Source organism: Nonomuraea sp. NPDC059194 (genome assembly GCF_042754765.1).
GTDB lineage: Bacteria > Actinomycetota > Actinomycetes > Streptosporangiales > Streptosporangiaceae > Nonomuraea.
Genome location: NZ_JBHZBH010000004.1, coordinates 1 through 22,626, shown reverse-complemented (window position 1 = coordinate 22,626; position 22,626 = coordinate 1). Strand labels below are relative to the sequence as shown.

At 67.7% G+C, this 22,626-nt stretch carries 23 protein-coding genes and 1 pseudogene; 14 read left to right on the top strand and 10 right to left on the bottom strand.

The genetic code is table 11. From position 1 onward, the window contains the following. Positions 1 to 150: 150 nt before the first annotated feature. On the bottom strand, positions 151 to 750 hold the full coding sequence (locus tag ACFXJ8_RS07340) for a hypothetical protein (RefSeq protein ID WP_379642956.1): 600 nt from the start codon (positions 748 to 750) through the stop codon (positions 151 to 153). A 145-nt stretch (positions 751 to 895) separates the two neighbouring features. Between ACFXJ8_RS07340 and ACFXJ8_RS07335 the strand changes: the two genes are divergently transcribed. From ACFXJ8_RS07335 to ACFXJ8_RS07315, 5 genes and pseudogenes are all read left to right on the top strand, one after another. Beyond that, complete coding sequence (locus tag ACFXJ8_RS07335; protein WP_379643271.1) at positions 896 to 1,330, top strand: GNAT family N-acetyltransferase; 435 nt, start codon at positions 896 to 898, stop codon at positions 1,328 to 1,330. A 994-nt stretch (positions 1,331 to 2,324) separates the two neighbouring features. Continuing rightward, complete coding sequence (locus tag ACFXJ8_RS07330) at positions 2,325 to 2,933, top strand: hypothetical protein (RefSeq protein ID WP_379642955.1); 609 nt, start codon at positions 2,325 to 2,327, stop codon at positions 2,931 to 2,933. Positions 2,934 to 3,470: 537 nt separating this feature from the next. Next, positions 3,471 to 4,862, top strand: coding sequence for a DUF4158 domain-containing protein (locus ACFXJ8_RS07325; protein ID WP_379642954.1), 1,392 nt, complete (start codon positions 3,471 to 3,473; stop codon positions 4,860 to 4,862). Positions 4,863 to 5,207: 345 nt separating this feature from the next. Beyond that, positions 5,208 to 6,484: pseudogene (locus ACFXJ8_RS07320) on the top strand (transposase). Positions 6,485 to 7,067: 583 nt separating this feature from the next. Next, positions 7,068 to 7,634 carry a dihydrofolate reductase family protein gene (locus ACFXJ8_RS07315; RefSeq protein WP_379642953.1) on the top strand — a complete coding sequence of 189 codons (567 nt, stop codon included), beginning with the start codon at positions 7,068 to 7,070 and terminating at the stop codon, positions 7,632 to 7,634. A 255-nt stretch (positions 7,635 to 7,889) separates the two neighbouring features. Here the strand turns inward: ACFXJ8_RS07315 and ACFXJ8_RS07310 are convergent, their stop codons facing one another. Further along, the gene (locus ACFXJ8_RS07310; protein ID WP_379642952.1) at positions 7,890 to 8,966 is read right to left on the bottom strand and encodes an RNA polymerase subunit sigma-70; all 1,077 of its coding nucleotides are present in this window, start codon (positions 8,964 to 8,966) and stop codon (positions 7,890 to 7,892) included. A 651-nt stretch (positions 8,967 to 9,617) separates the two neighbouring features. Here ACFXJ8_RS07310 and ACFXJ8_RS07305 point away from each other — a divergent pair. After that, positions 9,618 to 10,652, top strand: coding sequence for a tyrosine-type recombinase/integrase (locus ACFXJ8_RS07305; RefSeq protein ID WP_379642951.1), 1,035 nt, complete (start codon positions 9,618 to 9,620; stop codon positions 10,650 to 10,652). 880 nt (positions 10,653 to 11,532) lie between these two features. Here the strand turns inward: ACFXJ8_RS07305 and ACFXJ8_RS07300 are convergent. Continuing rightward, entirely contained in the window at positions 11,533 to 12,030 is a 498-nt protein-coding gene (locus tag ACFXJ8_RS07300; protein ID WP_379642950.1) for a pentapeptide repeat-containing protein, read from the bottom strand. Next, positions 12,021 to 12,473 (bottom strand): hypothetical protein, encoded by a 453-nt coding sequence (locus tag ACFXJ8_RS07295; RefSeq protein WP_379642949.1) that lies wholly within the window; start codon positions 12,471 to 12,473, stop codon positions 12,021 to 12,023. Before ACFXJ8_RS07295 ends, ACFXJ8_RS07300 begins: the two co-directional genes overlap by 10 nt. Before the next feature lie 367 nt (positions 12,474 to 12,840). Between ACFXJ8_RS07295 and ACFXJ8_RS07290 the strand changes: the two genes are divergently transcribed. Beyond that, positions 12,841 to 13,509, top strand: a complete 669-nt coding sequence (locus tag ACFXJ8_RS07290) for a hypothetical protein (RefSeq protein ID WP_379642948.1) — start codon at positions 12,841 to 12,843, stop codon at positions 13,507 to 13,509. A gap of 181 nt (positions 13,510 to 13,690) precedes the next feature. On the opposite strand, the gene ACFXJ8_RS07285 is transcribed toward ACFXJ8_RS07290, so the two are convergent. After that, positions 13,691 to 14,128, bottom strand: a complete 438-nt coding sequence (locus tag ACFXJ8_RS07285; RefSeq protein ID WP_379642947.1) for a hypothetical protein — start codon at positions 14,126 to 14,128, stop codon at positions 13,691 to 13,693. Between the two features lie 191 nt (positions 14,129 to 14,319). On the opposite strand from ACFXJ8_RS07285, the gene ACFXJ8_RS07280 reads away from it, so the two are divergent. After that, positions 14,320 to 15,039 (top strand): Tn3 family transposase, encoded by a 720-nt coding sequence (locus ACFXJ8_RS07280; RefSeq protein ID WP_379643270.1) that lies wholly within the window; start codon positions 14,320 to 14,322, stop codon positions 15,037 to 15,039. An 82-nt stretch (positions 15,040 to 15,121) separates the two neighbouring features. On the opposite strand, the gene ACFXJ8_RS07275 is transcribed toward ACFXJ8_RS07280, so the two are convergent. The 4 genes from ACFXJ8_RS07275 to ACFXJ8_RS07260 form a co-directional block, all read right to left on the bottom strand. Next, complete coding sequence (locus tag ACFXJ8_RS07275; RefSeq protein ID WP_379642946.1) at positions 15,122 to 15,676, bottom strand: DinB family protein; 555 nt, start codon at positions 15,674 to 15,676, stop codon at positions 15,122 to 15,124. A 68-nt stretch (positions 15,677 to 15,744) separates the two neighbouring features. After that, positions 15,745 to 16,731 carry a tyrosine-type recombinase/integrase gene (locus tag ACFXJ8_RS07270; RefSeq protein WP_379642945.1) on the bottom strand — a complete coding sequence of 329 codons (987 nt, stop codon included), beginning with the start codon at positions 16,729 to 16,731 and terminating at the stop codon, positions 15,745 to 15,747. A gap of 178 nt (positions 16,732 to 16,909) precedes the next feature. Then, positions 16,910 to 17,248: a hypothetical protein gene (locus ACFXJ8_RS07265; protein WP_379642944.1), complete on the bottom strand. Its 339-nt coding sequence runs from the start codon at positions 17,246 to 17,248 to the stop codon at positions 16,910 to 16,912. A 62-nt stretch (positions 17,249 to 17,310) separates the two neighbouring features. Beyond that, entirely contained in the window at positions 17,311 to 18,321 is a 1,011-nt protein-coding gene (locus tag ACFXJ8_RS07260; protein ID WP_379642943.1) for a hypothetical protein, read from the bottom strand. Positions 18,322 to 18,852: 531 nt separating this feature from the next. Between ACFXJ8_RS07260 and ACFXJ8_RS07255 the strand changes: the two genes are divergently transcribed. The 5 genes from ACFXJ8_RS07255 (at position 18,853) to ACFXJ8_RS07235 (ending at position 21,194) form a co-directional block, all read left to right on the top strand. Beyond that, positions 18,853 to 19,005: a hypothetical protein gene (locus ACFXJ8_RS07255; RefSeq protein WP_379642942.1), complete on the top strand. Its 153-nt coding sequence runs from the start codon at positions 18,853 to 18,855 to the stop codon at positions 19,003 to 19,005. Then, the gene (locus ACFXJ8_RS07250; RefSeq protein WP_379642941.1) at positions 18,995 to 19,291 is read left to right on the top strand and encodes a hypothetical protein; all 297 of its coding nucleotides are present in this window, start codon (positions 18,995 to 18,997) and stop codon (positions 19,289 to 19,291) included. Before ACFXJ8_RS07255 ends, ACFXJ8_RS07250 begins: the two co-directional genes overlap by 11 nt. Before the next feature lie 65 nt (positions 19,292 to 19,356). Then, entirely contained in the window at positions 19,357 to 19,713 is a 357-nt protein-coding gene (locus ACFXJ8_RS07245; RefSeq protein ID WP_379642940.1) for a hypothetical protein, read from the top strand. Further along, the gene (locus tag ACFXJ8_RS07240; RefSeq protein WP_379642939.1) at positions 19,673 to 19,918 is read left to right on the top strand and encodes a hypothetical protein; all 246 of its coding nucleotides are present in this window, start codon (positions 19,673 to 19,675) and stop codon (positions 19,916 to 19,918) included. Before ACFXJ8_RS07245 ends, ACFXJ8_RS07240 begins: the two co-directional genes overlap by 41 nt. Before the next feature lie 25 nt (positions 19,919 to 19,943). After that, on the top strand, positions 19,944 to 21,194 hold the full coding sequence (locus tag ACFXJ8_RS07235) for a hypothetical protein (RefSeq protein WP_379642938.1): 1,251 nt from the start codon (positions 19,944 to 19,946) through the stop codon (positions 21,192 to 21,194). An 874-nt stretch (positions 21,195 to 22,068) separates the two neighbouring features. Here ACFXJ8_RS07235 and ACFXJ8_RS07230 read toward each other — a convergent pair. Beyond that, on the bottom strand, positions 22,069 to 22,254 hold the full coding sequence (locus ACFXJ8_RS07230; RefSeq protein WP_379643269.1) for a pentapeptide repeat-containing protein: 186 nt from the start codon (positions 22,252 to 22,254) through the stop codon (positions 22,069 to 22,071). Here ACFXJ8_RS07230 and ACFXJ8_RS07225 point away from each other — a divergent pair. Then, positions 22,235 to 22,429, top strand: a complete 195-nt coding sequence (locus tag ACFXJ8_RS07225; protein ID WP_379643279.1) for a hypothetical protein — start codon at positions 22,235 to 22,237, stop codon at positions 22,427 to 22,429. The genes ACFXJ8_RS07230 and ACFXJ8_RS07225 overlap by 20 nt on opposite strands. Positions 22,430 to 22,626: the final 197 nt, after the last annotated feature.

Here is a 22,626-nt window from a genome sequence, read left to right as displayed (position 1 = left end):
CCGCCTGGGCGGCCAGAAGCAGGCGCCTACTCCAGCTCGGCTCGATCGGCGTGGCATCGGTCACGAGGGGGCTCCTTTGTCGGCGAGACCTGGTCACGACGGTACGCCGCGGCTTGCCCGGTGGCCCACTGTCCAGTCTCGGGGCCCGGCTCAGTCGGTCATGGCCATCAGCTCGCCCATGGCGCGCAGCGTGTGAACCTCCTTGGCGGCCTCCTGCAGCACGGCCGCCGCCTTGATCAGCGCCTGCCCGGCGTCGGCCGCCTCCCCATCACCGCGCATCGGGTCGACGGCGGTGTGCGCGGGGGTGGCCATCCCGGACAGCGCGGCGGCCACCATGCGCATGGCGCGGATCAGCGCATCACCGGAGCCGACCTCGCCCTGGCGGGGGAAGTGCGGCGCGGGTCCGCCGAAGTCGAGCATGGTGAGCACCTGGCACAGCCGGGTGGCCCGCCAGGCGATCAGCGAGAGTTCGTCGGCCTCGTTCTGGCAGTTGACCCCGGCGAAGGCCATGAGGGCGGCCTGGCCGATGTCGGCGGGCCCGGCGCCGGCGTGGTTGGCGGCGCCTTCGGCCCGGCTGGCGTGCGCCTCGGCGGCGCCGACCAGGGCGTGGGCGAGGCTAGCGGTCAGCAGCTCCCGCGAGTCGATGGAGGCGTCGGGGTCATGGGTATCATCCGCCTTCGTCGGGGACGGTGGTGTGATCGCAACCGTGCCAGATCGGGACGGGCTTAACGTACGTTTCCGTTCCTCCACACTCCGAGGGCCGGTTCCGCACGGGCGCGCGTGAGTGCCTCGCGAAACTCCCGCAACCGGGGCTCGCGCGGGCGCGTAGGGGTGTCCGAACGGTCCGGAATCTCGGCAGGATGGGCGCCATGATGGAGATCAACTTCCTGACCGAATCCGACCGCGCCTGCTGGGAATCGCTGGCCGTGGTAGAGACACATACTTCAAGGTCGAACGCAGCGACGACGACTACGAACGGACCTGGCGACGCCTGCTCGACGACGAGCAGATACGCGGGATCGCCGCCCGACTGGACGGCAAAATGGTCGGCATCGCGCACTACCTGTTCCACGCCAGTGTCTGGTACGCCGGGAAATGCTATCTGGCGGACTTGTTCGTGGACGCCGAAGTCCGGCGGCGGGGGATCGCGACGGCAGTGATCGAGTGGGTGGCGCGGGACGCCAAGGAACACGGCTTCCCAGGTCTCTACTGGAACACGTTGGAAGACGCCCCGGCTCGCGCGCTGTACGACAAGGTGGGCAAGTTCCACAAGGGGCTCATCCACTACGCCTACCGGCGTGACGCGAACCAGACCTCCACCCAGCGCTGAGGAGCGACCAGGATAGGGCGATCTCGACGGGACCGACGACAGCCAGCGGAACGATCCCGTCGACCGCTCGAATCGAGTACCCGACTGTTGCGTCCCGCTGATCTTGACGTAGCTGAGCTGGGGTCCGTCAGGTTAGGCGGGACGATTCGTGTTGTGATCGTCCCGCCTCACCTGACGCAAATTGAGGTTTCTGGGGTGGTGGGTTCTCCTGTCCGTTGGGGGCGAGGATGCCCCACTGCCGTGCGCGGAAGACGGCTTGACGGCAACGTTTCGAGCACCAGCGTCGTGGCCGCCCGGGGCCGGGCTGCCTGGGCTTCAACGGTGTTCCGCAGGCGGGGCAGGTGAGTCCGTCTGCTGGTCGGAGTCGGAGGGGCGCGGGTGGTCCCAGCGGGGTTTGGCGGGAAGCGACGCGCTGTTCTCGGATCGTGGCGTCCCGGCAGGTCGGTGAGCACCAGCGGGTGGGGCGGTTCCTCTTTCCGGCTGGTCGGCGTAGTGGCCGGGAGCAACGCTGGCAGAGGGGTTCTCCGTCAGGATAGCGGCGGGCCTGTGCGCGGGCCGCGATCGCGGCCGCTTCCCGGTCGCGGTATTCAGCGCCCCGGCAGATCTTCGAGCACCATCGGGTTGATCGGCCTGCTGAGGCGCGTGGGGGCAGGAGGAGTCCGCATCGGCCGCAGTGGTGGTCGATGAGAGCGCGTTGGAGGGCGTCGGCGGTTCGGCCGGTGAGAGCGCCGAGTCGTTCGAGGCAGGGTCGGCCGCGGTGTTCGGGGGGGCGGACAGAGGTAAGTGCGCAGGTGGCGGGTGTTGAGGTGGTTGGCTTCGGCCAGCCTGCGGATGTAGGTGTCGGCGGTGTCGCCGGGTGGGGCCGGACTTGGATCGGCAGGCGGCGGAGCGTGCTCATGGTGTGTGGTGCTGCTCTCTTCAGGGCAAGATGCACGGACTTTTCGTGACAGATGCACGGGTCCACCCAGCGGGGACCGAGCAGAGACTGTCGAGTATGAACAACACGACGAATCTCGACACCCACGCACACCATCATCCGTCTGGCCGCGCTGCGGCTGTCGGACATCACCTCCTCGCACGCTGGCCGTCCGTCCTCGGTCTGCTGGCGCTGATCGCCAATATCGCAAGCGGAGCGGATCCCCATGTGACCGCAATGATCATCATGCTGGCAGCGATGTGCTACCTCGCCGCCGCTGCTGTCGGATCGCGTCGAAGCGTCTGGGTGATGGTGGTCGTCGCGAGCGTCGCGGTCGTCCTTGCCCGCCTCACGGGACTCGATCCGACCGCGACGCTGCTCGTCATGGGCGCGGGCTTCGCGATCTTCGGGTTCCTTCGCGGCACCGGGGTCGATCGCCGGGAAGTCGGAGTGCAAGTGCTGGGATTCGTAGGCTTCAGCGCCATCGCCCTGACGGCCATGATGTCCAGTCCGGCGTTGGCCGTATACCTGGCGGCCGTTGCCGCAATCGGACACGCGATCTGGGACGTGATCCACTTCGTCCGCGATAAGGTCGTCAGCCGCTCGCTCACTGAAGCGTGCTTCGTTCTCGACCTCGGCTTGGGAGTCGCGCTCCTGCTGATAACCTCGACTGCGCTGCCGCTGTGAAGACTCCCGCTCGGGAGCAATCGTCAATACCTGGGGATCAAGATCTTTTGGGCGGCGATGGTGGTCTTCTCGGCTGCCGGTGTCGCTTCGGGGCGTTCGACGAGTTTGCCGTTGATGAACGTCGCGCCGGCGCGGATAGGCCGCCGCTTTGAAGATCGCGGCGGAGGGCTGGCCGGTGGGCGCGAGGACCCGCAGCCGCTCTTCATATGCCGGGTGTGAATGTGGCGGGTCGTTCACTGGGAGCAGATCGCGGATCTCGGTGAGGGCGCTGGAGCCGCCTGGCCGCCCGGTGAGGGTGCGTTCGCCGCATTGGGCCCGGCTGATCTCGGGGAATGAGGAGACGTCGAACTGCTCCGCCGAGGTCGCGATGCGATAGCCGATCCAGAGCTGATGGGTGGGGCAGACGTTGTGGGAGAAGTCCCGCCAGCAGTCGACGGCCTCCAGGACGGGGTCCCCGTAGTACTCGCCGAAATTCGGGCGGATATGGCTGGGTAGGCTTCTGAGCTGGGAATCTGTGGTCCTGGCGGGAGGTCTTTCTTGGCGACGCAGGTGTTCGCGGACGAGGAGCTGGAGCGCCTGCGGGGGTTCCCGGAGATTGGGAGGGACGAGCTAGCGAGGTTCTTCACCCTGACTCCGGCGGATGTCGCGTTCGTCGATCCCGGTCGGGGCCGTGGTCCGGCGGACCGGCTCGGCTTGGCCGTGGCGTTATGCACGTTGCCGTGGCTGGGGTTCGTGCCGGACAAGGTGCTTTCGGCCCCCCCGGTGGCGGTGGCCAGGCTGGCCGAGCAGCTCGGCGTCGACCCGGCCGGGCTGCGCTCGTACGGGCGGCGGGCGAAGACGCGGACCGAGCATTTGCGGCTGGTAGCGAAGTATCTGGGGTGGCGGCTGCCGACCACGCTAGAGCTCAAGGAACTAGACGAGTTCCTGCTCGCCAGGGCGATGGAACACGACTCGCCGACCCTGCTGTTCCGGCTCGGGTGCGAGTACCTGATCTCGGCACGCGTGATCCGTCCGGGACCGGTGACCGTGGTCGAGCGGGTCGCCCACACCCGCGCCGAGGCGCAGCGGGAGACGTTCGACCGGCTGGCGCACGAGTTCACCGAGGCACGGTGCGCTGCGCTGGACGGGCTGCTGATCACCGATCCGGAGATCCGCATGACCCGCCTGCGGTGGCTGGCCACCGGCCCGGTGGAGGCGTCCCCGGCCGCGGTGAAGGCCGAGGTCGCCAAGCTGGAGTTCCTGCGCTCGTTGGGCGCGGACAGTCTGGACCTGTCGGCGCTGCCTGCCGAGCGGCGCAGGTTCCTGGCCACGGTCGGCCGGCGGTTGACCGCGCAGGCGCTGGAACGCCGCGATCCGCAGCGCCGGCACCCGATCCTGCTGACGCTGCTGGCGCAGTCGGCGACCGACGTGCTCGACGAGGTTGTGCAGCTGTTCGACCAGGCGATCTCCGCGCGGGAGAGCAATGCCGAACGCAAGATGCGCGACGCGCTGGCCGAACGGGGCAAAGCCGGAGAAGACCGGCAGGCGCTGCTGGATGATCTGCTGGCCATCATCACCGACCCGCAGATCAGCGACGAGCAGATCGGCGGCCTGATCCGAGGTGAACGGATCGGCTGGCCTCGCCTGCGGTCGGCGGTGACGCAGGCCGCGCTACGGTTGCCGCGCGATCACGGGCACCTCGCCGCGCTGGACGGGTCGTATGGGTATCTGCGGCAGTTCACCCCGCAGGTACTTGCGGCGGTGCGGTTCGCCGGTGGCACCGCCTCGGCCGGGTTGCTGGAGGCGTTGGAGATCCTGCGCGAGCTCAACGCCACCGGCGCTCGCCGGGTCCCAGCCGATGCGCCGGACGGGTTCGTGCCCGCGCGGTGGCGCGGCTACCCCGAGACCGCGGCGAAGTCTGGCAACACCAGCGCCTACCGGCATTACTAGGAGCTGTGCACCCTGCTGGCGCTGCGCGATGGGCTGCGCAGCGGGGACGTGTTCGTGCCGGGCTCGCGTCGCTACTCCGACCCGGCCGCCTACCTGCTCACACCGGACAAGTGGGTCAACCAGCGCGCGGAGTTCTGCCAGCTGGTCGGCAAACCCGCCGACCCCGACCGCGCGCTGGCTGCGGCCGCCGACGAGCTGGGTGAGGCGCTCGGCGAGCTGGAGGGAGTCCTCGCTGCTGGGGATGGCCCGGTGCGTCTGGACGACGGCGGTGATCTGGTGATCTCGCCGTTGACCGCCGAGGACGTCCCGGCCGAGGCGACTGCGTTGAAGGCGGAGCTGACCGAGATGCTGCCGTTCGCGCCGAACGTGTCGCTGCTGATCGAGCTGGACAAACGTACCGGTTACCTGGATTGCTTTACCCACGCCGGCGGCAAGCAGGCCCGCAGCCCCGAGCTGAAGCGGAACTTGATCGCGGTGCTGCTGGCCCACTCCACCAATCTCGGGCTGACGCGGATGGCCGACGCGTGCGGGATCTCCTACGACGTGCTCGCTTGGACGTCGGAGTGGTACGTACGGGAGGAAACGCTGCGCGCGGCGAACCTGGCCATCATCGACTACCACCAGCGCCTGCCACTCACCCCGATCTTCGGCACCGGCACCCTGTCCTCATCAGACGGACAGCGGTTCCCCACGCGCGGAAAGTCAGTCACCGCAAGGGCTTTGAGCCGGTACTTCGCGTCCGAGGGGCTCTCGACGTACACACACATGACCGACCAGCACACCACCTACGGCACGAAAGTCATCGTCGCGACCAAGCGCGAGGCCCACTACGTCCTCGACGAGATTCTCGGGAACGCGACCGACATTCCCGTCGCCGAGCACGCGACGGACACCCACGGGGTCACGCTGGTCAACTTCGGCTTGTTCGACCTGCTCGGCTTGCAGCTCTCCCCGCGGATCCGGGATCTGGGCAAGATCACGCTCTACCGGGCCGGATCGCGTGCGCAGGTCGAGGCCGACTTCCCGCACACCGGGCCGCTGCTGACCCGCAAGCTCAACACTGACCTGATCGCCGAGCACTACGACGACCTGCTCGGGCTGGCCGGTTCGCTAAAGTTCGGTCACGCCACCCCTCGCTACTGGTCGGCAAGCTGTCCGCGGCCGGCAGGCAGAACGCGCTCGCCGCAGCGCTCAAGGAGTACGGGGCACTGCGGCGCACCATCTACGCCGCCCGATACCTCGCCGACCCGGCCTACCGGCGCAAGATCTCCCGGCAGCTGAACAAGGGCGAGTCGCTGCACGCGCTCAAGCGAGACCTGCTCTACGCCCACGAGGGCGCCATCCGAGCGCGGCACCTCGAAGCTCAGACCGAGCAGGCGTGGTGCCTGACGCTGGCCACCAACGCCGTGGTCGCCTGGACCACCGAGTACTACGGCCTCGCGGTCGAGTCGATGCGCAGGGCGGGACGCCGCATCGACGACGAGGTTCTGGCCCACATCTCCCCGGCGCATAGCGAGAACATCAACTTCTTCGGCGCAGTCGAGGTCGACATCGAAGGTGAACTCGCCCAGCTCGGTCCCACCGGCTATCGGCCGCTGCGCGTCCGCGACACGCTGTTCTGACGGGCTTCCCTCACGGGGCGCACTCGGCGTCGGGGGCATTGCCCCCTCAGGGGCCCCTTCAGTAGTAGGCGCCGAAAAAACAACGCTTAGCTGCGTCGGCGCTGGGAGAGGTAGGTACTCGCGGATCTTGCCGGGCACGTGCGGCCGCTGGTCGCCGAGCGAGATGCCCAGCGTCGGGAACTGGTTGGCGATCTCCAGCGCGGTGAGAGGGCCTGGCTGGCGCTATAGCTGTGTGACCAGGCGTTCGGGGACCCAGATCGCTCACACTCCTGCTCGCGCAGCGAGCGCGTCGAGCGCTACCGCAACGCCTCTGCGAAAGTAGACAGCCTCTGTTGCAGGTGGCCGTGGAAGGCCTTCCCGTCCGGGCAGACGGCAGCAGCGGTCGGGGAGAGCTGGCCGTGGGTGCGCCGCTGCCCGTACGAGGGTGAAGTCGAGATCCGGTGGGTAGTACTCGAGCCCAGCCGAGTACGCCGTGCCGAGTCCGGAACGCGAGGACTACCTGCGGACGCAGATCGCGCACCGATTAGGTTTCCGCGCCGTGCCCGTCTGTACGTCTGAGATCGACTCACGGGAGGCTGGCACGATGCGGAAACTGATCTTCGGCATGAACGTGACCCTGGACGGCTACATCGCCGCGACCGGCGACGACATCGGCTGGAGCGGGCCGCCGAGCGACGAGCTGTTCCAGTGGTGGCTCGACCAGGAGCGGGCGAGCGAGATGTCGCTGTACGGGCGCAAGCTGTGGGAGACGATGAGCTCTTACTGGCCGACCGGCGACCAGCAGCCCAACGCTACCCCGGCGGAGATCGAGTTCGCGCGGAACTGGCGGGACACGCCGAAGGTGGTGTTCTCATCGACGATCGACAAGGTCGACTGGAACACCCGCCTGGTCACCGGCGACGCGGTCGCCGAGATCACCCGGCTCAAGGCCGTAGACGGCGGCCCGATGGGCATCGGCGGCGCAACGCTCGCCGGGGCGGCCATGCGGGCCGGGCTGATCGACGAGTACGCCCTGCTCACCTACCCGGTCCTGGTGGGCGGCGGCACGCCGTTCTTCACGGCGCTGGACAGCTGGGTGAACCTGAACCTGGTGGAGACGCGGACGTTTCCCGGCGGCGTGGTGCTGACCCGATACGAGGCGAGGCGATGAGCACGGGCCAGATGTTCGGCTCGTGAGGCAGGTCGAAATCCTTCCTGGCGTGCTCACCGTGACCCTCGGCTATGAGGGAACCTTCCCCGGGCCCTTCCTTGCGTTCCAAGTGAGCTGTTGACGACTCAGTGGATATGAGGGCGACGGCGTCGTTGATCGTGACGATGATCTTCGGGCATGAAGATGCCCCGCCGGCAACGCCGGCGGGGCGGTGGTGTTCGCGTTGCCGCGTTGGTGTTCAGCTGGTCGGGGTGCTCATTCGGCGGTGACTTCGGTGACGGCGGCCCGTGCGCTGGACTCGTCGACGATGGGGCCTTTGTCTGATGACAGTGTCGGGGGCAGGCCCAGCCATGGTTTGTCGGTGGCGTCGAATCCGGTGAGCTCGGCGACCTTCCCGACGACGATGTGCAGGACCGCGATGGTGAACAAACGGTATTCCGGGTCGTCGGGGGTGCGGAGGTACAGCGCGGCGGCAGGCATGCGGTTGACCGTCGTGGTGATACAGCGCCAGTCGTCGTAGCCGCGCTGGAAGAGCCCACTGGAGACCCAGCCGTCCACCGCGTCCTTGGCCGTCATGATCAAGGTGCCCGGGTCGGGCAGCATCGCGAAGCGCAGGTCGTCGCGCAGCAGGGCCATCAGCCCGTCGAGGTCGTTGCGCTCATGGGCGTCGATGTACGACTTCACCACGCTGCGCTCGTCATTCGACAGCTCGTGGGTGGCGGGGCTCCGCCAGTCGAGGCGGCGGTCGGGCAGCTGCTCGCGCATCGTCACACGGGCCCGCTGCAGTGCGCTGGTCACCGATGCGACGGTCAGCTCGAGGGCGTCGGCGGCTTTCGACGCCGGCCAGCCGAGGACGTCGCGCAGGATGAACGCCGCCCGCTGCCGCGGCGGCAGGTGCTGGACGGCGACGATGAACGCCAGCTCGATCGTTTCCCGCGCCACCACCGATTCCTGCGGGTCCTCGGGGAGCATCCAGTCGGGGTACGGCTGCAGGTACAGCACCTCGGAGCCGGGGTCCGGCAGCTCGGACGGTACGGGTGTGCGGTCGTTGCGCTTGTCCAGGAAGTCGAGGCAGGCGTTCGTCGCGATCCGGTACAGCCAGGTCCGCAGGGCCGCGTGGCCCTTGAACGACTCCCGCTTGTTCCACGCTCGCAGGAACGTCTCCTGCGTCATGTCCTGGGCGTCCTCGTAGTTCGCGAGCATCCGGTAGCAGTGCACCTGCAGCTCACGCCGGTGGCGCTCCGTGATGAGTGCGAACCGCGCCGTGTCGCCTGAGCGAACCGCCGCGATGAACGTGGCCTCGTCGGCGCCCAGCAGTCTGGCGTCGGTCATGGTCATCAATCCTTCCACCAGTGCGAGAGGGCTAACAGAACTGACGACGTGGCGGAGGATTTCTGATCGGGGAAGCCGCTGACACCGGGCCGTTCGCCAGGCCGGATGGGTCGGGGTCGATCCAGGGGACGTGCTCCGGGTCGGGCACACCCTCGATGTCGAGGTGGGGCCAGCACGGCTAAGCGTTGTTTTTCGGCGCCTGCTACTTAGGGGCCGCATCGGCGCGCCTCCGACCGCGATGCCAAACCAGACGCCGCCTCGGCGAGGTCAGTCACCCGCGCGGCCTCGCCGAGGTCGGACAGGACGCCTAACCGACGGTTCAGACCGGCGGTGGCGCGGTCACAGCGTCGCGCTGAGCTTGGAGTTGCTTCATGCCGGCGCGCTCCTCGGCCTCGCTGGCCGGACTTCAGCTGAGCAGCTCGCGGTCCGACGGCGAGGTCATCGCGCCACCGCCTTTTCCTGGACCACTCTTAGCCGGCACAACTCCGCTCAGGTGAGGCCTGTCCCGGTCGTCCTCGTCTTTGTCGATCTGCTGAGATTGTCAGATAGTGGCGTATTATCTGACAACGGCGGGATCGGCTCCTGCGGGAACACCCGTGCGGGCCGTGCACCTTTCACGCGTGTTACCTGACAACCAGGGAAGCGGGCCAGATGGCGACAGACCGGCACCTCACCGCCGTGCCCGACCGTGACAACGCGGAGACGCCGGGAGGGGTGCCGGCCGCCGAGGCGCTCGCCTCGTTCCTGCGCCACCTCGCTGGCCGACGCGGCCGGTCCGGCCGAATCACCTCGCCGGAGACCGTGCGCGCCTACACCTCGGCCCTGCCGACCGCGTTCACCGGGATCGTGCACCTCGGTGAGCTCGCCAGCGTCGGCCGAGACCGGCTGCACACCAACATCCGCGGCGCGTGGGGCGGCGCGGCGCCGTCGACGTTCAACGCCAAGCGGGCTGCCGTCGCCTCCGCCCTGGCCTACTTCCACGACCAGGGCTGGATCGGAGACCCGGCCGCGGTACTGCACGGCCTGGACCGAGAGCACCAGCCCAGGCCGGACGACACCCGCGTCCGCAGTCGCGAGCGGATCGACCGGCTCATCGCCGACAAACGCCGCCCGCTGGAAGACCGGACGCTGTGGGCGATGCTCTACTCCACCGCCGCCCGCGCCGAGGAAGTCCTGCGCCTGAACGTCGAAGACCTTGACCGCGCTAACCGCCGCGCACGCACCATCCGCAAAGGCTGCAAAGCCGACGAGCTGCTCTACGACATCCGCACCGCCCGGATGCTCGGCCAGCTCCTCGGCCGCCGCACCCGCGGGCCGATCTTCCTGTCCGCGCGCATCGCCCCTGACGACGGCACCGCGCCCGTACGTGACGTTGACCCGGCCAGCCGCCGCCGACGCATGACCTACCGCACCGCCGAACGCCACCTCGGCGCCGCCACCGACGGCTGGAATCTGCACGACCTGCGCCATTCCCGACTTACCCACGCCGGCGAGGACGGCGCCACCGAAGCCGACCTGATGAACCTCTCCGGCCACGAAGACCGCCGCACCCTCCAGCGCTACCTCAAGCCCAGCAAAGAAGGCACCCACCGTCGCCTCGACGGGCTCGACGCCCAGCGAGGGACCTGGACACCCAACGCCGACGAACTCACCGCCCGCATGACCAGCAACCGCGACAGCACCTAAACCCGATCTTTGCTGGTCAGCCATATCCGCCCGATTTTCGGCGAGTACTACGGGGACCCCATCACGCTGGCCGCTGTGCGTCTGAACTCGACACTTCCGACCGGTCACCGATGTTTTCATTCCCAGCTCAGCCACCGGCCGGCCATCCAGGAGGATCTGGAGGCGGCGGCGGAGGCTCAGGGGGCTCGGGTGGTTGAGGGGGCTCGGGGGGAGGGCTGTCCACTTGTGAAGGCATTGTGGGCGTTGGCGGGGCAGGGGGCGGGGTTGGTGAGCAGGCGTACAAGATCAGCACCAGGACCCCGATCACCACCACCACACCACTCCCACCAGCAACAAGAACTGGGGGCGATGGTGGCTTGGGGAGCCTACGACGATGCGGTCTGACCCAGACTCGGCGCCCGTCTGGGAGTGTCCTCCAGTAACCACTCACCCGTCCCGTTCCGTCCTCGGCCATGCACTGAACGCTATGAAGAGGTGGTGGAGTGATCGAGAGCACGTTCGTGTGCCCAGAGGTGACGGAAACCCACCATCTACGTCAGAACCGACGAAGGTCAGCGCCGGTTTCTGTCTCACACCTCTCGCATAGGCCTCCTCCTCCCGAACGTGTCCTCAGCCGCCAACTAGCGACGCGGTCCTGTTCTCGGAAGTGTCGAGCTGGGGTTTCGCCTCTCAGCCATGCATGTTCCCGGAAGCCGTGGCCGTCTCCGCTTCCGAGAACACGATCTTCTCGAAAGTCCGAAGATCGGCTCACCTTGGGGCTGGGGCCGCGTTCGGGAGGAGGAGGCCGGACAGAATTGCACTGTCGGGTGTAGAGCGAAGGCGTCACCGCTGGGCTTGTCGCCGCCTTCGGTCAGGCATCCCGGGCAGGGCCGCTGTCCGCTTACTCTCGGATCAGGCGACCGTCCTCCTCCGACGCCGTCTCCAGCCGCCACCCGTCCGGCCACACATGAGCGGCCATGCGAGCTCCGCGGAACGAGGCGTCCTTGGTGAAGGTCGCCTCTCCGAACCGAGCGGCCGCGGTGAAGGTCGCCCCGTTGAACCAGGCGTCCTCGGTGAAAGTCGCCTCGCTGAACCATGCGTCCTCGGTGAAGGTCGCCTCGTTGAAGAAAGCTTCCCCGCTGAAGGCCGCCCTGCGGAACATGGCGATCCCGGTGAAGGCGACCTTGTTGAACCGGGCGTCCCCAGTAAAGGTCGCCTTGTTGAGGATGGCGTCGGTGACATGGCCGCCGGCCAGGTTGAAGTCGATGAGGGTGGCGCCGGTCAGGTCTAAGTCCATCCCCTCCCAGAAGGCCAGTGCGGCCGGGAGTGCGGAGCGCTGATCTGCGGGGCGCTCGTCGTGCAGGTGAATGCTGAGGATGCGCTGGGCGGTCAACCGCACCTGCAGCTCGCCCTCCCGATCATCGGTCTCCTGCCGTGGCGCGGGCTCAGCGGGAGGGCGCGACCGGCGCGAGCGGCCTGGTAGCGGCGCCGGGCCGCCCGCAGCGCGGCCTTGCGCTCCCGCTCGGGATCAGGGGCGGGCTCGGGCTCGGGCGGGTCGTACGGCATGCGCAGGTAGGCGCAGATCACGTTCACGATCGTCTGCCGGTGGCCGCGGTTGTCCTGGGCCAGGCGCTCCAGCGCGTGCAGCCCGGCCAGACGGACCGCGGCCTTGTCGCTGCCGAGCTGCTCGGCGGCCTTGGTGTACAGCTCGGTCACCCGCCGCTTGGTGGCGTCATGGGTGGCATGCGCGGCGGCGATCTCCTGATGCCGCTGCCGCCGGAACGCCAGCATCAGCGTGACGGCGGCCCCGACACCGGCGCCGGCGGCCAGCGCGGTACGCAAGATCTCCCCCCGCGCGGTGCCGGCCCCAGTCGACCCGGGGGTCGGGGTGGTCAGGGCCGGGTCGGCCAGCAGTCACCACAAGGTGCCGCCCACGGCAGCACCGACCAGCACGATCACGGGGATGATCCACCAGGTCGCCGGGCGCGGCACACGCATCACCGGCGGAGCAGCGATCACAACGGCGGGACGACGGTCACGGCGACGCGGAAGTAACGGCATCCCCCCATTTCAGCCGCCCGCAGCTCGCATCCGAGCGGACGCTACATGATCGTTACCGAGAGGGATCGGACAGAATTGATGCACTGTCGGGTCTCCATAACGGCCTCGGACCGGTGACGGCGCCGGATCGCCGTTCTGGACTGCTTTAATGATCGTCATGGTGAACTGGAGCGTGTTCAACCCGTTCGAGGCTGTGTTATGGCAGACCTGTCAGATCATCGGAGTGAACAAGCTGGGGTGGCCGGGCCGTATAGAGCTCCCCTTGCTTGGGTGCATGTTCCCCCTGTTGAAGGAGGAGAACCTGGTCGCCGTAGAGCAGGCCAGGGTGCGGTGGTTGAAGTCGAAGGCTCCCCAGCCGTACGAGCGGGCCACCTACCGAGATGCGATCGGCATCAGCAGTGTGAATGACATCAAATACGCCCAGTTCGGGCTGGCCATGACCGACGAGATGAGCAAGTACTACGCCCGCAAGGACAAGGATCTAGGCATGGGGAGGCTGACGGTCACCAACGGTCGCGTTCACTTTGAGCGACCCCGCCTGCCGGATCTGATCGTCTGGTTCTCGGACATTGATGGCATTGACCTGACCGGCGAAGGCGTCGTGGAGATCGTCACGCGCAAGGATGACGGGTCACGGCTGGTCTTGGAGTATCACACCCCGTGGGCGTCGTTCATCTTCGGTATGACAGCGGTGGCATACTTCAAGCGTCACCCGCGCCTGCTGTCGGGTCAGTGGTTGCCGCCGGGCTTCGAAGAGCACTGTGAACGTCTCGGCGAGCCGTGCGCCCCTGCCCGCCGCCTGGCCATGAACCGTTAACGAGCTTGAAGGAACTGCCCGTAGCTGGTCTGCCACAATCCCTCCATGGGTGCGGTTGGCGATCAGGGGACTGCCCTTTTCTCTCGTACTTGGTCTTCTTAAATGGCGCGCGTTTTGGCGCCGCGTCTTCCACGCGACGCACCGCTGGCCTCACCGGGCCCGCGTATCGGTGATGTGCTGATCAGCCCGCCGTTGGGCTCTGGGCCGGAGCGGGCTTGGAGCGGACGGTGACGGGCACACTGGCCTGCATCGTGCCGGAGCCGCGGATGGACCGGCCGTCATGGTCCTTCCAGAACTCCAGGTGGTATGTGCCCGCCGGCATGCTCGCCCACTTGTGGTACTGCCAGGAGTTGCAGTTGAACCGCGCGGCCGCGCCCGCGGGCCGAAGCGCTACCCAATATGTGGTGGTGCCGTCTGGACAGGAGTTGTTCCACCACAACTCGATGGCACCGGCCGATGTCTGGGTCCACTCCCGCGAAATGACGCGAAAGGCCATGCGGTCGATCCGTGTGGCGAACCCGTACCGGGGATCGGGTGCGGGCGGCGGCGCGGACGCCGTGGCGACGGCGGCCGCTTCTTCGCCTGGAGCGTGGAGGAAGGCGAATGCGAGGCCAGCCACCACGGCAGCTCCCATACCGGCAGCCGGGACGAGCCAGCGCCCTCGCTTTCCCGGCCTCGCCGCCTCGCCCGTTGAGGGTCTTTGATGGGGTGCCGGTAAGAATCGTGTCACCAGCCCCAAACGAGCGGGCGCTGGTACGGCTGGCGCCTGCCGTACCGTCAGATCCTCAACTGTGATCTTGTACAGAATCGATCGTCACCGACACCGGCTCTTGCAGCGACATCGTGTTCGGGCTGCTGACCCTGGCCGGCTACAGCTGCACGCCTCAGCTGGCCGACCTGCCGGATCAGAAGATGTGGCGTACCCACAAGACGGCCGACTACGGGCCGTTCAACGACGTCGCCCGCGGCCGGATCAACCTCGCGAAGATCGAGCGGCACTGGGAGGACATCCTGCGGATCATCGGCTCCATCCACACCGGCGCCGTCCGCGCGCACGACGTGATCCGCATGCTGAGCCGCGACAGCAGCCCCACCCAGCTCGGCGACGCGATCGCCCACTACGGGCAGATCTCCAAGTCCCTGCGCATCCTGCGCCTGGCCGACGAGCCCGACTACCGGCGGCGGATCAAGACCCAGGCCAACCTTCAGGAGGGCCGCCACGACCTGGCCCGGAAGATCTTCCACGGCCGCCGCGGGCAGCTCTACCAGCGCTACCAGGACGGCATGGAAGACCAGATCGGCGCCCTCGGACTCGTACTCAACGCGATGGTGCTGTTCTCCACCCGCTACATGGACGCCGCGCTCACGAAGCTTCGCGCGGACGGCTTCGAGGTACGGGACGCGGACGTCGCTCGGCTCTCGCCGTTCGTGCGCCACCACGTCAACGTGCTGGGCCGCTACTCCTTCCGGCTGCCCGATCTGCCCGGCGGTATGAGGCCCCTGCGTGACCCAGACGCGGCCGATGAGTAGACCGGGAGGAAGGAGATAGCCGCCGACCCCGGCCGTTGTCTGGCGGCACACGGCCGCCGGACAAGGTCGCCCACCGCCGAAATCAGACGCCTTCGCGCAGGTACAGGTCGCGCAGCAGGCCGATCTCGCCGCCGTGATGTGTGACCTCTTTCAGAGCGTGCAGCGCGAGCTTCAGGTAGGTCTCATCGGCCCAACCGCCGGGGCCCATGCCTATCGGCGCCAACAGGCGCTTGTCGCCGAGGGCTGCGATCCGGGAGATGAAGTACTCCCAGTCCTCGGCGAGCGCCTGGATGCCCTCTTTGGCGGTGCCCGGCCACACATCGCGGTCGCCGTAGTCGGGAACGTCGTCGAAGAGGTAGATCACGTAGCCTCGCAGGCAGAGGTTGCCGATGTGCCAGATGCGCCAGGCGATCGTCGTGACGGGGTCCGGCGCCTCCGGACTCGATTCCGGAAAGAGCGTGGCGACGCGGAAGAGGCCGTCGTCGCCGGGGCGGATGCCGATGCAGTCGCCGACCGGCTCCCAGTGGTACTCGGCGTCGGTCAGGCCCTCCAGGCGCCCGAACAGCTGGTAGCGCACGTTTTCGAAGGCCGCGAGAATGTCCCGCGTGACGGGGTCGGGCACGATCATGTCAGCCATGTCAACTCCAGGGCTCGGTGGTTTCGGGTCGGTCGGGATGAACAGGGTCGACGGGTTGGCCGACTCGGTCACGTGCCGCCGCCTCGGCGTGTGTCGCCGGGTGCGAGCAGGCTGGTGAGTTCGGCGATGGCGTCCGGCGACGGCTTGAAGTAGCGGCGGACGTTCTCTGCCTTCTTGTGCCGCGACTTGGCCATCAACATCAGCAGGCTCGCCCCCTGCTCCCCGAGGTGGGTCAGACCGGAGTGCCGGAACTCGTGCAGATCCCAGCCTGTGCCCGCCCCGTGCAGCGCGGTGTGCTTGTCCAGCAGGGCGCGGGCCTGGCCGTACGACAGCCGGGCCAGCCCGGAATCCGGGCACACGTCCCGCGACGAGACCACCTTGCCCGGCCCAGGGCGGCGGTGAGTGACGAACACCGGGCCGCGGGTGCGGTTCTTCAGCAGCCGCGGAAGCAGCCGGGCGGTGCCGGCGTCCCAGTACACGGGCTCCAGCACGAAATCCTCGTGGGCCTGGCCGCGGCGGCGGGCCTTGGACTGCGCGCCTTTGGCCTTCACCAGCGCGCGGCGGCCAGCGAAGTCCAGGTCCTCGATATTCAGCGGCAGGATCTCTTCCGCCCGCGCCACGGTCTCGTACAGCATCCGGTAGAAGCACTTCTCCCGCAGGTGCACATCGCGGCGGGCGATCAGTCGGTCGATCGCCATCTTCGAGCGCGCCGGCGTCTCGGAGTCCGGCGGGGTCAAGCGCTTGGCCCAGGCCGGCACCTCCGGGCCGTCGAAGCCGCGCTCGGCGAACCAGGCGAGCCAGGACAACACCGCCGCCCGGCGGGCGTTCCAGGTGTTCACCGCCGTCGAGCCCCACAGCGCTTCGAGGGCCTCGCCGATCTCGTCATCCGCGACCTGCCCGAGCGGCCGGCCCTCGCCGACCCGTTCGGCGGTCTTGCCGACCCCGATCGCGTAGTTCCGCACCGTGTTCGGGTTGCCGAGCGCGTCCAGGAAGGCGTCCGCGGCGCCGCGGACGGTGAGCGCCTTCCCGGCGGGCAGCTGCGCGACGGTGGCCACCGCTTCCCCCTTGCCACAGATAACAGGGCCGCTTCGCGTAGCGGCCCGGAACCGTCGCCGCAGGTCGCGATCAACGATGCCCCAGATAATAGGGCGTTATCGGTGGCAACACTCGACCTCAACCATCGCGAACACCTCCCTCTACCCGATCCAAGATCATCCCAATGTGGGTTTGGGCTTATGTGGGCCGACCCCCGACCACAGCGCCGGAGAACGCCGCCCCGTCGAACCCAACCGTGCCATCGGAGAACTCCGCCCCGGTGAACCGGACCGTGCCGGCGGGAAAGACCGTGTGGGTGACGTCGACGTCAGTGGTGAAGGTCACGCCGGTGAAGTCCAGGTCGGCACCGTGCCAGGGAATCGGGGCGTCGGCCTTCAGATGGTGCGGGCAGCATGCCGCCAGTCGGCGGCCTGGTGGTCGCGGGGCGTTGCTGCCGATCGCGCCCGCCACCATGGCCAGGCGGCGGGCCAGCGCGCTGACCTCGTTCTCCCACCCTGTCGACGGCTCATTCGACATCTCCTCAGCCACCCTGCATCGGCGCCAGAGGACGACTTATCCGGCGCGATATCGACGCCTGGCTACAGCCTGATCATGGGTTTCTCAGCGGAGCGCTGCATTGCCCCCTTGGGGGGTGAGTCGCCGTGGTCATCCTCCGGTCCGGAATTGATCATGGGCGGCGTCTCCTGCCATGGTGTGCCGAGCTGGTAGGAGAACGAGTCAGGGAAGACGTCGTCCAGCAATGGGGGGTAGCGGTCGGCGAAGACGTCGGTGACCGGTGCGGCCAGCGGCATGGCCGATGACTCCGCACGCTTCTGGGGGTCCCTGGGGGTGATCTTCGCGACCGCTTGCGGGTGGCCAATCTCGGCTGCCAGCCGGTAGAAGTAGGAGGCGATGCTGGTCTTGATGGTGCCGTCTGCCTCCAGCGTGCAGCCGTACTGGTAAGCGACGGCGGCGGCCTCTTCGCGCAGGTCGCGGCTGTCCTGCAGCGCCATCGCGCCAGCGTGGCCGGCGTCGACGGCCCGGCGCAGCCACTCTGTGCCGTCGTGGCCCCAGCCGCGCAGCAGGGTGAGCAGCGCCAGTTGGAAGCATGCCTCAGCGTCGCCGTTCAAGGCCAGGCGAGCCAGGCGGGCGCCGATCCGGCCGTGGGTTTCGCGGTAGCACTGGATCGTCTCGCTGACGGTCAGCAGCTCGGCGGGTGCCATCGCGGCTGGACCACCCGCGGGAAGAGCGGTGACGCGCCGGCCGTCTGGGGTGGCAGCAGCCCGGTCGGCGTTTCGGGTGTGGAGCCAGCGGGACCGCCAGGTTTCCACGTCCACCGGGCCGATGTCCAGGTTCCCCTTCCTGGCCGCCTCGTGGCAGGCCACGACAAAGGAGACCACCCAGGCCCAGGAGGGGGGATGGCGCCGCTTTCCGCTGAGGATTTCTTGGGTGGTGCTGGGGGCGAGCTCGCGGCCTTCCTCGCCATTGGGCAGCGGTCGCCGCGACAGCTTGCGCAGGTGGGACAAGGACGGGTTACCGGCCTGTTCCCTCAGCTCGTTGAGCTGGTCGATAGAGGCGCAATAGGCAGCGCTGTGCTCTTCAGTCATCACTGTTGCCAGATTCGTGATCCGGGATAGGAGGAGGGGTCACGCCGTGACTGGAGGGGATCAGCGAATCGTGACGGCAGTCATGTTGCCACCGATACGGGGCAAGCCGCGCGCGGATCACCTATTCGAGTTTGTCCGAATAAATCCTCCATAGATTCGCCTCCACACCATCAGCCTGTCCGGCATGATCAGGCCGGCCTCGACGTACATCGAACGGAGCCGGACGGAGTCGAACGCTTCCGGCTCCCGGCCGCGATGCCGGCCGGTTCCGTCGGCCCTTCGCCCGTCCGCGCACTACGTTCGACATCGTTCGACCACGCTTGAACTGCTGGCGGCGGCGCACCGGTGGTGGCATCGTGATCGTCGCCCTGCCGTCCCCGACCTTTTGAAGGGCACTCGATGCTGTGCTTCGCCGCCCCCGACGCTCCACTCCGCCCGGCCAGCTCACCCGCCACCGCGCGGACCACTCGGACGGGCACCTGCGAGCTGCCCGGCGGTTGCCGGCACCCCGATTGCCCCTGCACCTCAGAGGAGATGGCATCCCTGCTGGTGACGATCTGGGCGTTGACGAGCAGCCGCGTCCCGCTCACACCTCCGTTCGATCGGTTCACCGCCGAGGAATTGATCATGTTTTGGGCCGATGACCTGACCGCCGCTGGCCCGCCGCCGTCTTCGCGTGAGCACTGAGGAGAACGCCTTGGCTCTGCTGACCGTCCGCGCCCCTCTGGTCCTTGGCATGGCCGCCGGCGCCGCATCCATCGCGGTCGCCCTGGTCCTGAAGGAGGGCAAGTCCTGGCCCACCGCGATCCTGTTCGGCGCCGGCGCCTTCGTGGGGGACCGCGACCTTCGTGAACGGGGTGATCTCGTAGGGCCGCTCGGCTGGAACCGAGACCTGTTGTCGGCGGAGCTGGAGTTCGACCGCGAGGAGTATCTGTTCACGGTCGAGTGCGCCCGCGATGCCTGGACGGCTTAGAGATGATCCCGCTCGTATCGTCGGCCGGGACGTCCTGAGACACGTTGCTAGTGGGAGCATGAACCGTGATCAAGGGTCTGACCGAGATGAGCGAGCGCGAGTATTTCGCCAACGTCAGAGCCCGGCTACCCATGTACGTGATGGGCGGCCGGCTCGATCGATTCGAAGCGTTCCTCGATGGATACGACCAGCACGCACGACGCCACGGTGGGCCAGGCCTGGAAGGCTGGACGGACTGGCTCGTCGCCAAGCACGGTCAAACCTGCAGTCACGGCTGGTCAGGCCAGGTTCGCCACATCGCCCTTCCCGAGGGATGGGACCGCTGGGACTTGCCCCCTCATCAAGAGCAACTCGTCATCGACGCGCTCTTCGAGCTCCTCGATGGCTATCTCGCTGAACGCGACACAGACCCGACCCATTGATCAGCTCTCACGGCAGGCTGTCTGGACGGCCATCGCCATCGTCGGCGGCGCCTTCCTCATCGGCGAACTGGCCGCCATGACCATGGTCTTCTGGGACATGCCCGCCGCGTTGTCCTACGTGGACGACGCGGATGCCAGCGCGACGTACGTGCACGTCGCCTCGGATTGTCAGTACGGTGGGCCATACTCCGCCAAGCCAGGATGATCACCAACAAGGCGAAGGCGTTGACATGGCACAGTTGCTGCGGAGGCTCGACGACGAGGTCTACGTCGAGTACAACACGTTCGGGCTGGACGGCACCGACCTGCTGGAGTGGGGCTCTCCCACCGACGAGATCTACCACTTCGTCGCGGCCGTGCGCCTGGAGTCCTGGGACGCCGAGCCGGGGGCCGCGGACGCCTCGTGGACGCCGGTCAGTTCTGCGACGTTCGTCGCGGAGAGCGGTGTGGTCGCGATCGTGGCGATGATGGACGGCAGGGGGCATGACTTCCTGATCGGGCCGCCGCATTTCGAGTACGGCGTGGACATGTACCTGCGTGAACCCGAGCCAGGCGACGGGCATGCCACAGGTGAGTGCGAGGAGGCGTGGCTGCTGAGGTTCTGGCCGATCAGGGATGTCTTCGACCCGATTACGCACGCGGCGCCGTTCTCCTACATTGCGCGCGGGGTTCTGTACTACTCGATCGACCTCGAGCCCGAGCAGCTCGTGCAACCTCCGGCGCGGCGGGAGGTGCCGGTGCCGGTCTCGGCGGTGGCGGACTGGGCGTCGCTGCGCGTGGACCCGGACCTGGACACCTTCGACGGCTGGCTGCGCATGTTGCGCCGCAAGGCGGAGGGGACGGGCGTCACCGTTCACGAGTTGCTGCGCGCGTCCGGGGTCGACATCGAGGATGGCGTGGACCTCACCCCGGCCTCCTGCACCCCGCCGCAGACGCGTGCGGGGCGGTTCAAGGATCCGCTGATCGACCGCTACTACGCCGAGCAGGCGCGGCGGGGCTCGTTGTCCGGGCGCGATCTGGGCGAGGATCGGCTGCGCGAGTACGCCGATGGCGAGCGCATCGCCAAGGAGTTGTGCCGGGGCGGCACGCAGACGTTCTCGGTGCCCGTCGAAGGCCGTGGCGCCCTCTATGTACCGGCGGGTGTCAGCCGCCGCGTATGGCGGTGGGAGGACGACATGCTAGGCGGCGAGCTCATGGACGAGGGGCTGACGGTGGATCGGCAGATTCTGGCCAGGAATCCGTGGACCAGGCAAATCCTCGTCTCCGGCATCGTGACGGTCCTGCGCCGCGACCACGACAGGCGCGGCTGCGGCGACACCGTCTGGTACGTGGTGCGCGACGCCGAGCCGCACGAGGCGGCCAGGGTCTTGTGCGCGGAGGCCACCTGGGAGGAGGACCAGGATCAGCGCCGGGCCTTGGACGAGGTGGCCAGGGAGAAGCTGATCGACCTGCGGGCCACCTACAGGAGCCGGGAGAGGTGAGGGCGTGCGACCAGGTCGGAGATGGCTTAGCTGACGGGAACCAGTTCGGGGTGTCGGGACTATCCGTCCAGGATTGAACGCTAAGCACAAAACCCTGTCCGGGGTCCGGGACTATCCGGCCGGGTTAGCGCCAAGCGCCGGACCGCAGATCATACGGGGTGTGGCGAGGCGGGGTTTCGGCGGCCTGCCCGTCGTGCCGGGCTGGTGACTGGATTCCCCGCCGGGTGGCTGTTGTCAGCGCTCCAGCGACCATTGGCGATCCTGGGAGGGCGGCTGGGACTGGGCTGCGCGGCGAGCGACCACGCCAGGGCTGCGGTCAAGCAGCGATGGTGGGGGACAAGAGAGCAGGTCCCCGGCTGCCGCGCTTACCCGAAGGATCCCAACCGGTGCGACTCTCACTACAACCCGCTGACCGAGACATACCCGACCGACCGCGCGAAGGAATACAACTACAACCGCGGCTGCATGAAGTGAGAAGTCAACGAGAACACCTATACGTGGGGAGGACGTGACGGCGTGACACCCCAGAAAGCCTTCGACTTCTGGATGAGCAGCAAAGAGGGCCACCGGGAGAACATCCTCAGCGAAAAATGGCGCGAGATGCGGGTCGCCGTGGTGCCGGGACGCGCCGACCCAGGCACCCCAAACACGTACCCAGCACTGACATACGTCCAGGTATTCGGGTTCTGCGATAGATAGGGGCCCCGGCACTGGTCGTATCTTGACTGCCCGGACATGGGTCTGGTCGACGACACCGCGACGGTCGCTCTTGCGATCGCATGGGCAACACCACCTGCTGGCCAGCGGCCAGCAGAAGATCATCTAGCAGATAATTGCGGTTCTGTCTTGTACATGCCGGGGTTCGGAACTGTCGTCATTGCGATGATCGCGGTTGCCCCCATTCTCCTCGGGGTCCTTCATGAGCCTTGGTGTACTCGCCCAGCTTGGTGGTCGCATCGATCTTCGCGATCTTGGCGAGCTCTGCTCGGGTCGGAAGTCCTTTCGCCCCGCGCAAGTCAGCACCGCGCAGGTCTGCGCCAGTGAGGTCGGCCTCGGTCAGGTTGGCGCCGGGCGATCTTCTGCTGTTCGCGGGCCGCTTCGAGGGACTGGGCCGCCTGGGTGAGCCCGAGGCCGGTGAAGACCAGGCCGACGACGACGCCAAGCGAGGCGGCGACTTGGAGGGCGGCGAGATGCCGCTCGGCTGGCCAGGACAGCGTGGGACCGCACGGAACTGACCTTGACTCGGCTGAAGTCGGACGAACTGGCCTGAGAGGGCGGTTTGCGAGCTGAAGCCCCCGATGTCACAGTGTGATCGAGTGAATCTGTAGCGTTATGCGTGGCTGGTGGGCGTGGATATGCTGGGATAGCCGGGTGAGTGAGCGCAAGCCGTACGCGAGCGACTTATCCGATGAGCGATGGGCATTGATCGAGC

Excerpts from the sequence above, each read along its gene's own strand:
- ACFXJ8_RS07330 (WP_379642955.1), top strand. The coding sequence starts at position 2,325 with ATGAACAACACGACGAATCTCGACACCCACGCACACCATCATCCGTCT.
- ACFXJ8_RS07315 (WP_379642953.1), top strand. The coding sequence starts at position 7,068 with ATGCGGAAACTGATCTTCGGCATGAACGTGACCCTGGACGGCTACATC.
- ACFXJ8_RS07310 (WP_379642952.1), bottom strand. The coding sequence starts at position 8,966 with ATGACCGACGCCAGACTGCTGGGCGCCGACGAGGCCACGTTCATCGCG.
- ACFXJ8_RS07305 (WP_379642951.1), top strand. The coding sequence starts at position 9,618 with ATGGCGACAGACCGGCACCTCACCGCCGTGCCCGACCGTGACAACGCG.
- ACFXJ8_RS07290 (WP_379642948.1), top strand. The coding sequence starts at position 12,841 with ATGATCGTCATGGTGAACTGGAGCGTGTTCAACCCGTTCGAGGCTGTG.
- ACFXJ8_RS07275 (WP_379642946.1), bottom strand. The coding sequence starts at position 15,676 with ATGGCTGACATGATCGTGCCCGACCCCGTCACGCGGGACATTCTCGCG.
- ACFXJ8_RS07265 (WP_379642944.1), bottom strand. The coding sequence starts at position 17,248 with ATGTCGAATGAGCCGTCGACAGGGTGGGAGAACGAGGTCAGCGCGCTG.
- ACFXJ8_RS07255 (WP_379642942.1), top strand. The coding sequence starts at position 18,853 with ATGGCATCCCTGCTGGTGACGATCTGGGCGTTGACGAGCAGCCGCGTC.
- ACFXJ8_RS07240 (WP_379642939.1), top strand. The coding sequence starts at position 19,673 with ATGGCTATCTCGCTGAACGCGACACAGACCCGACCCATTGATCAGCTC.
- ACFXJ8_RS07235 (WP_379642938.1), top strand. The coding sequence starts at position 19,944 with ATGGCACAGTTGCTGCGGAGGCTCGACGACGAGGTCTACGTCGAGTAC.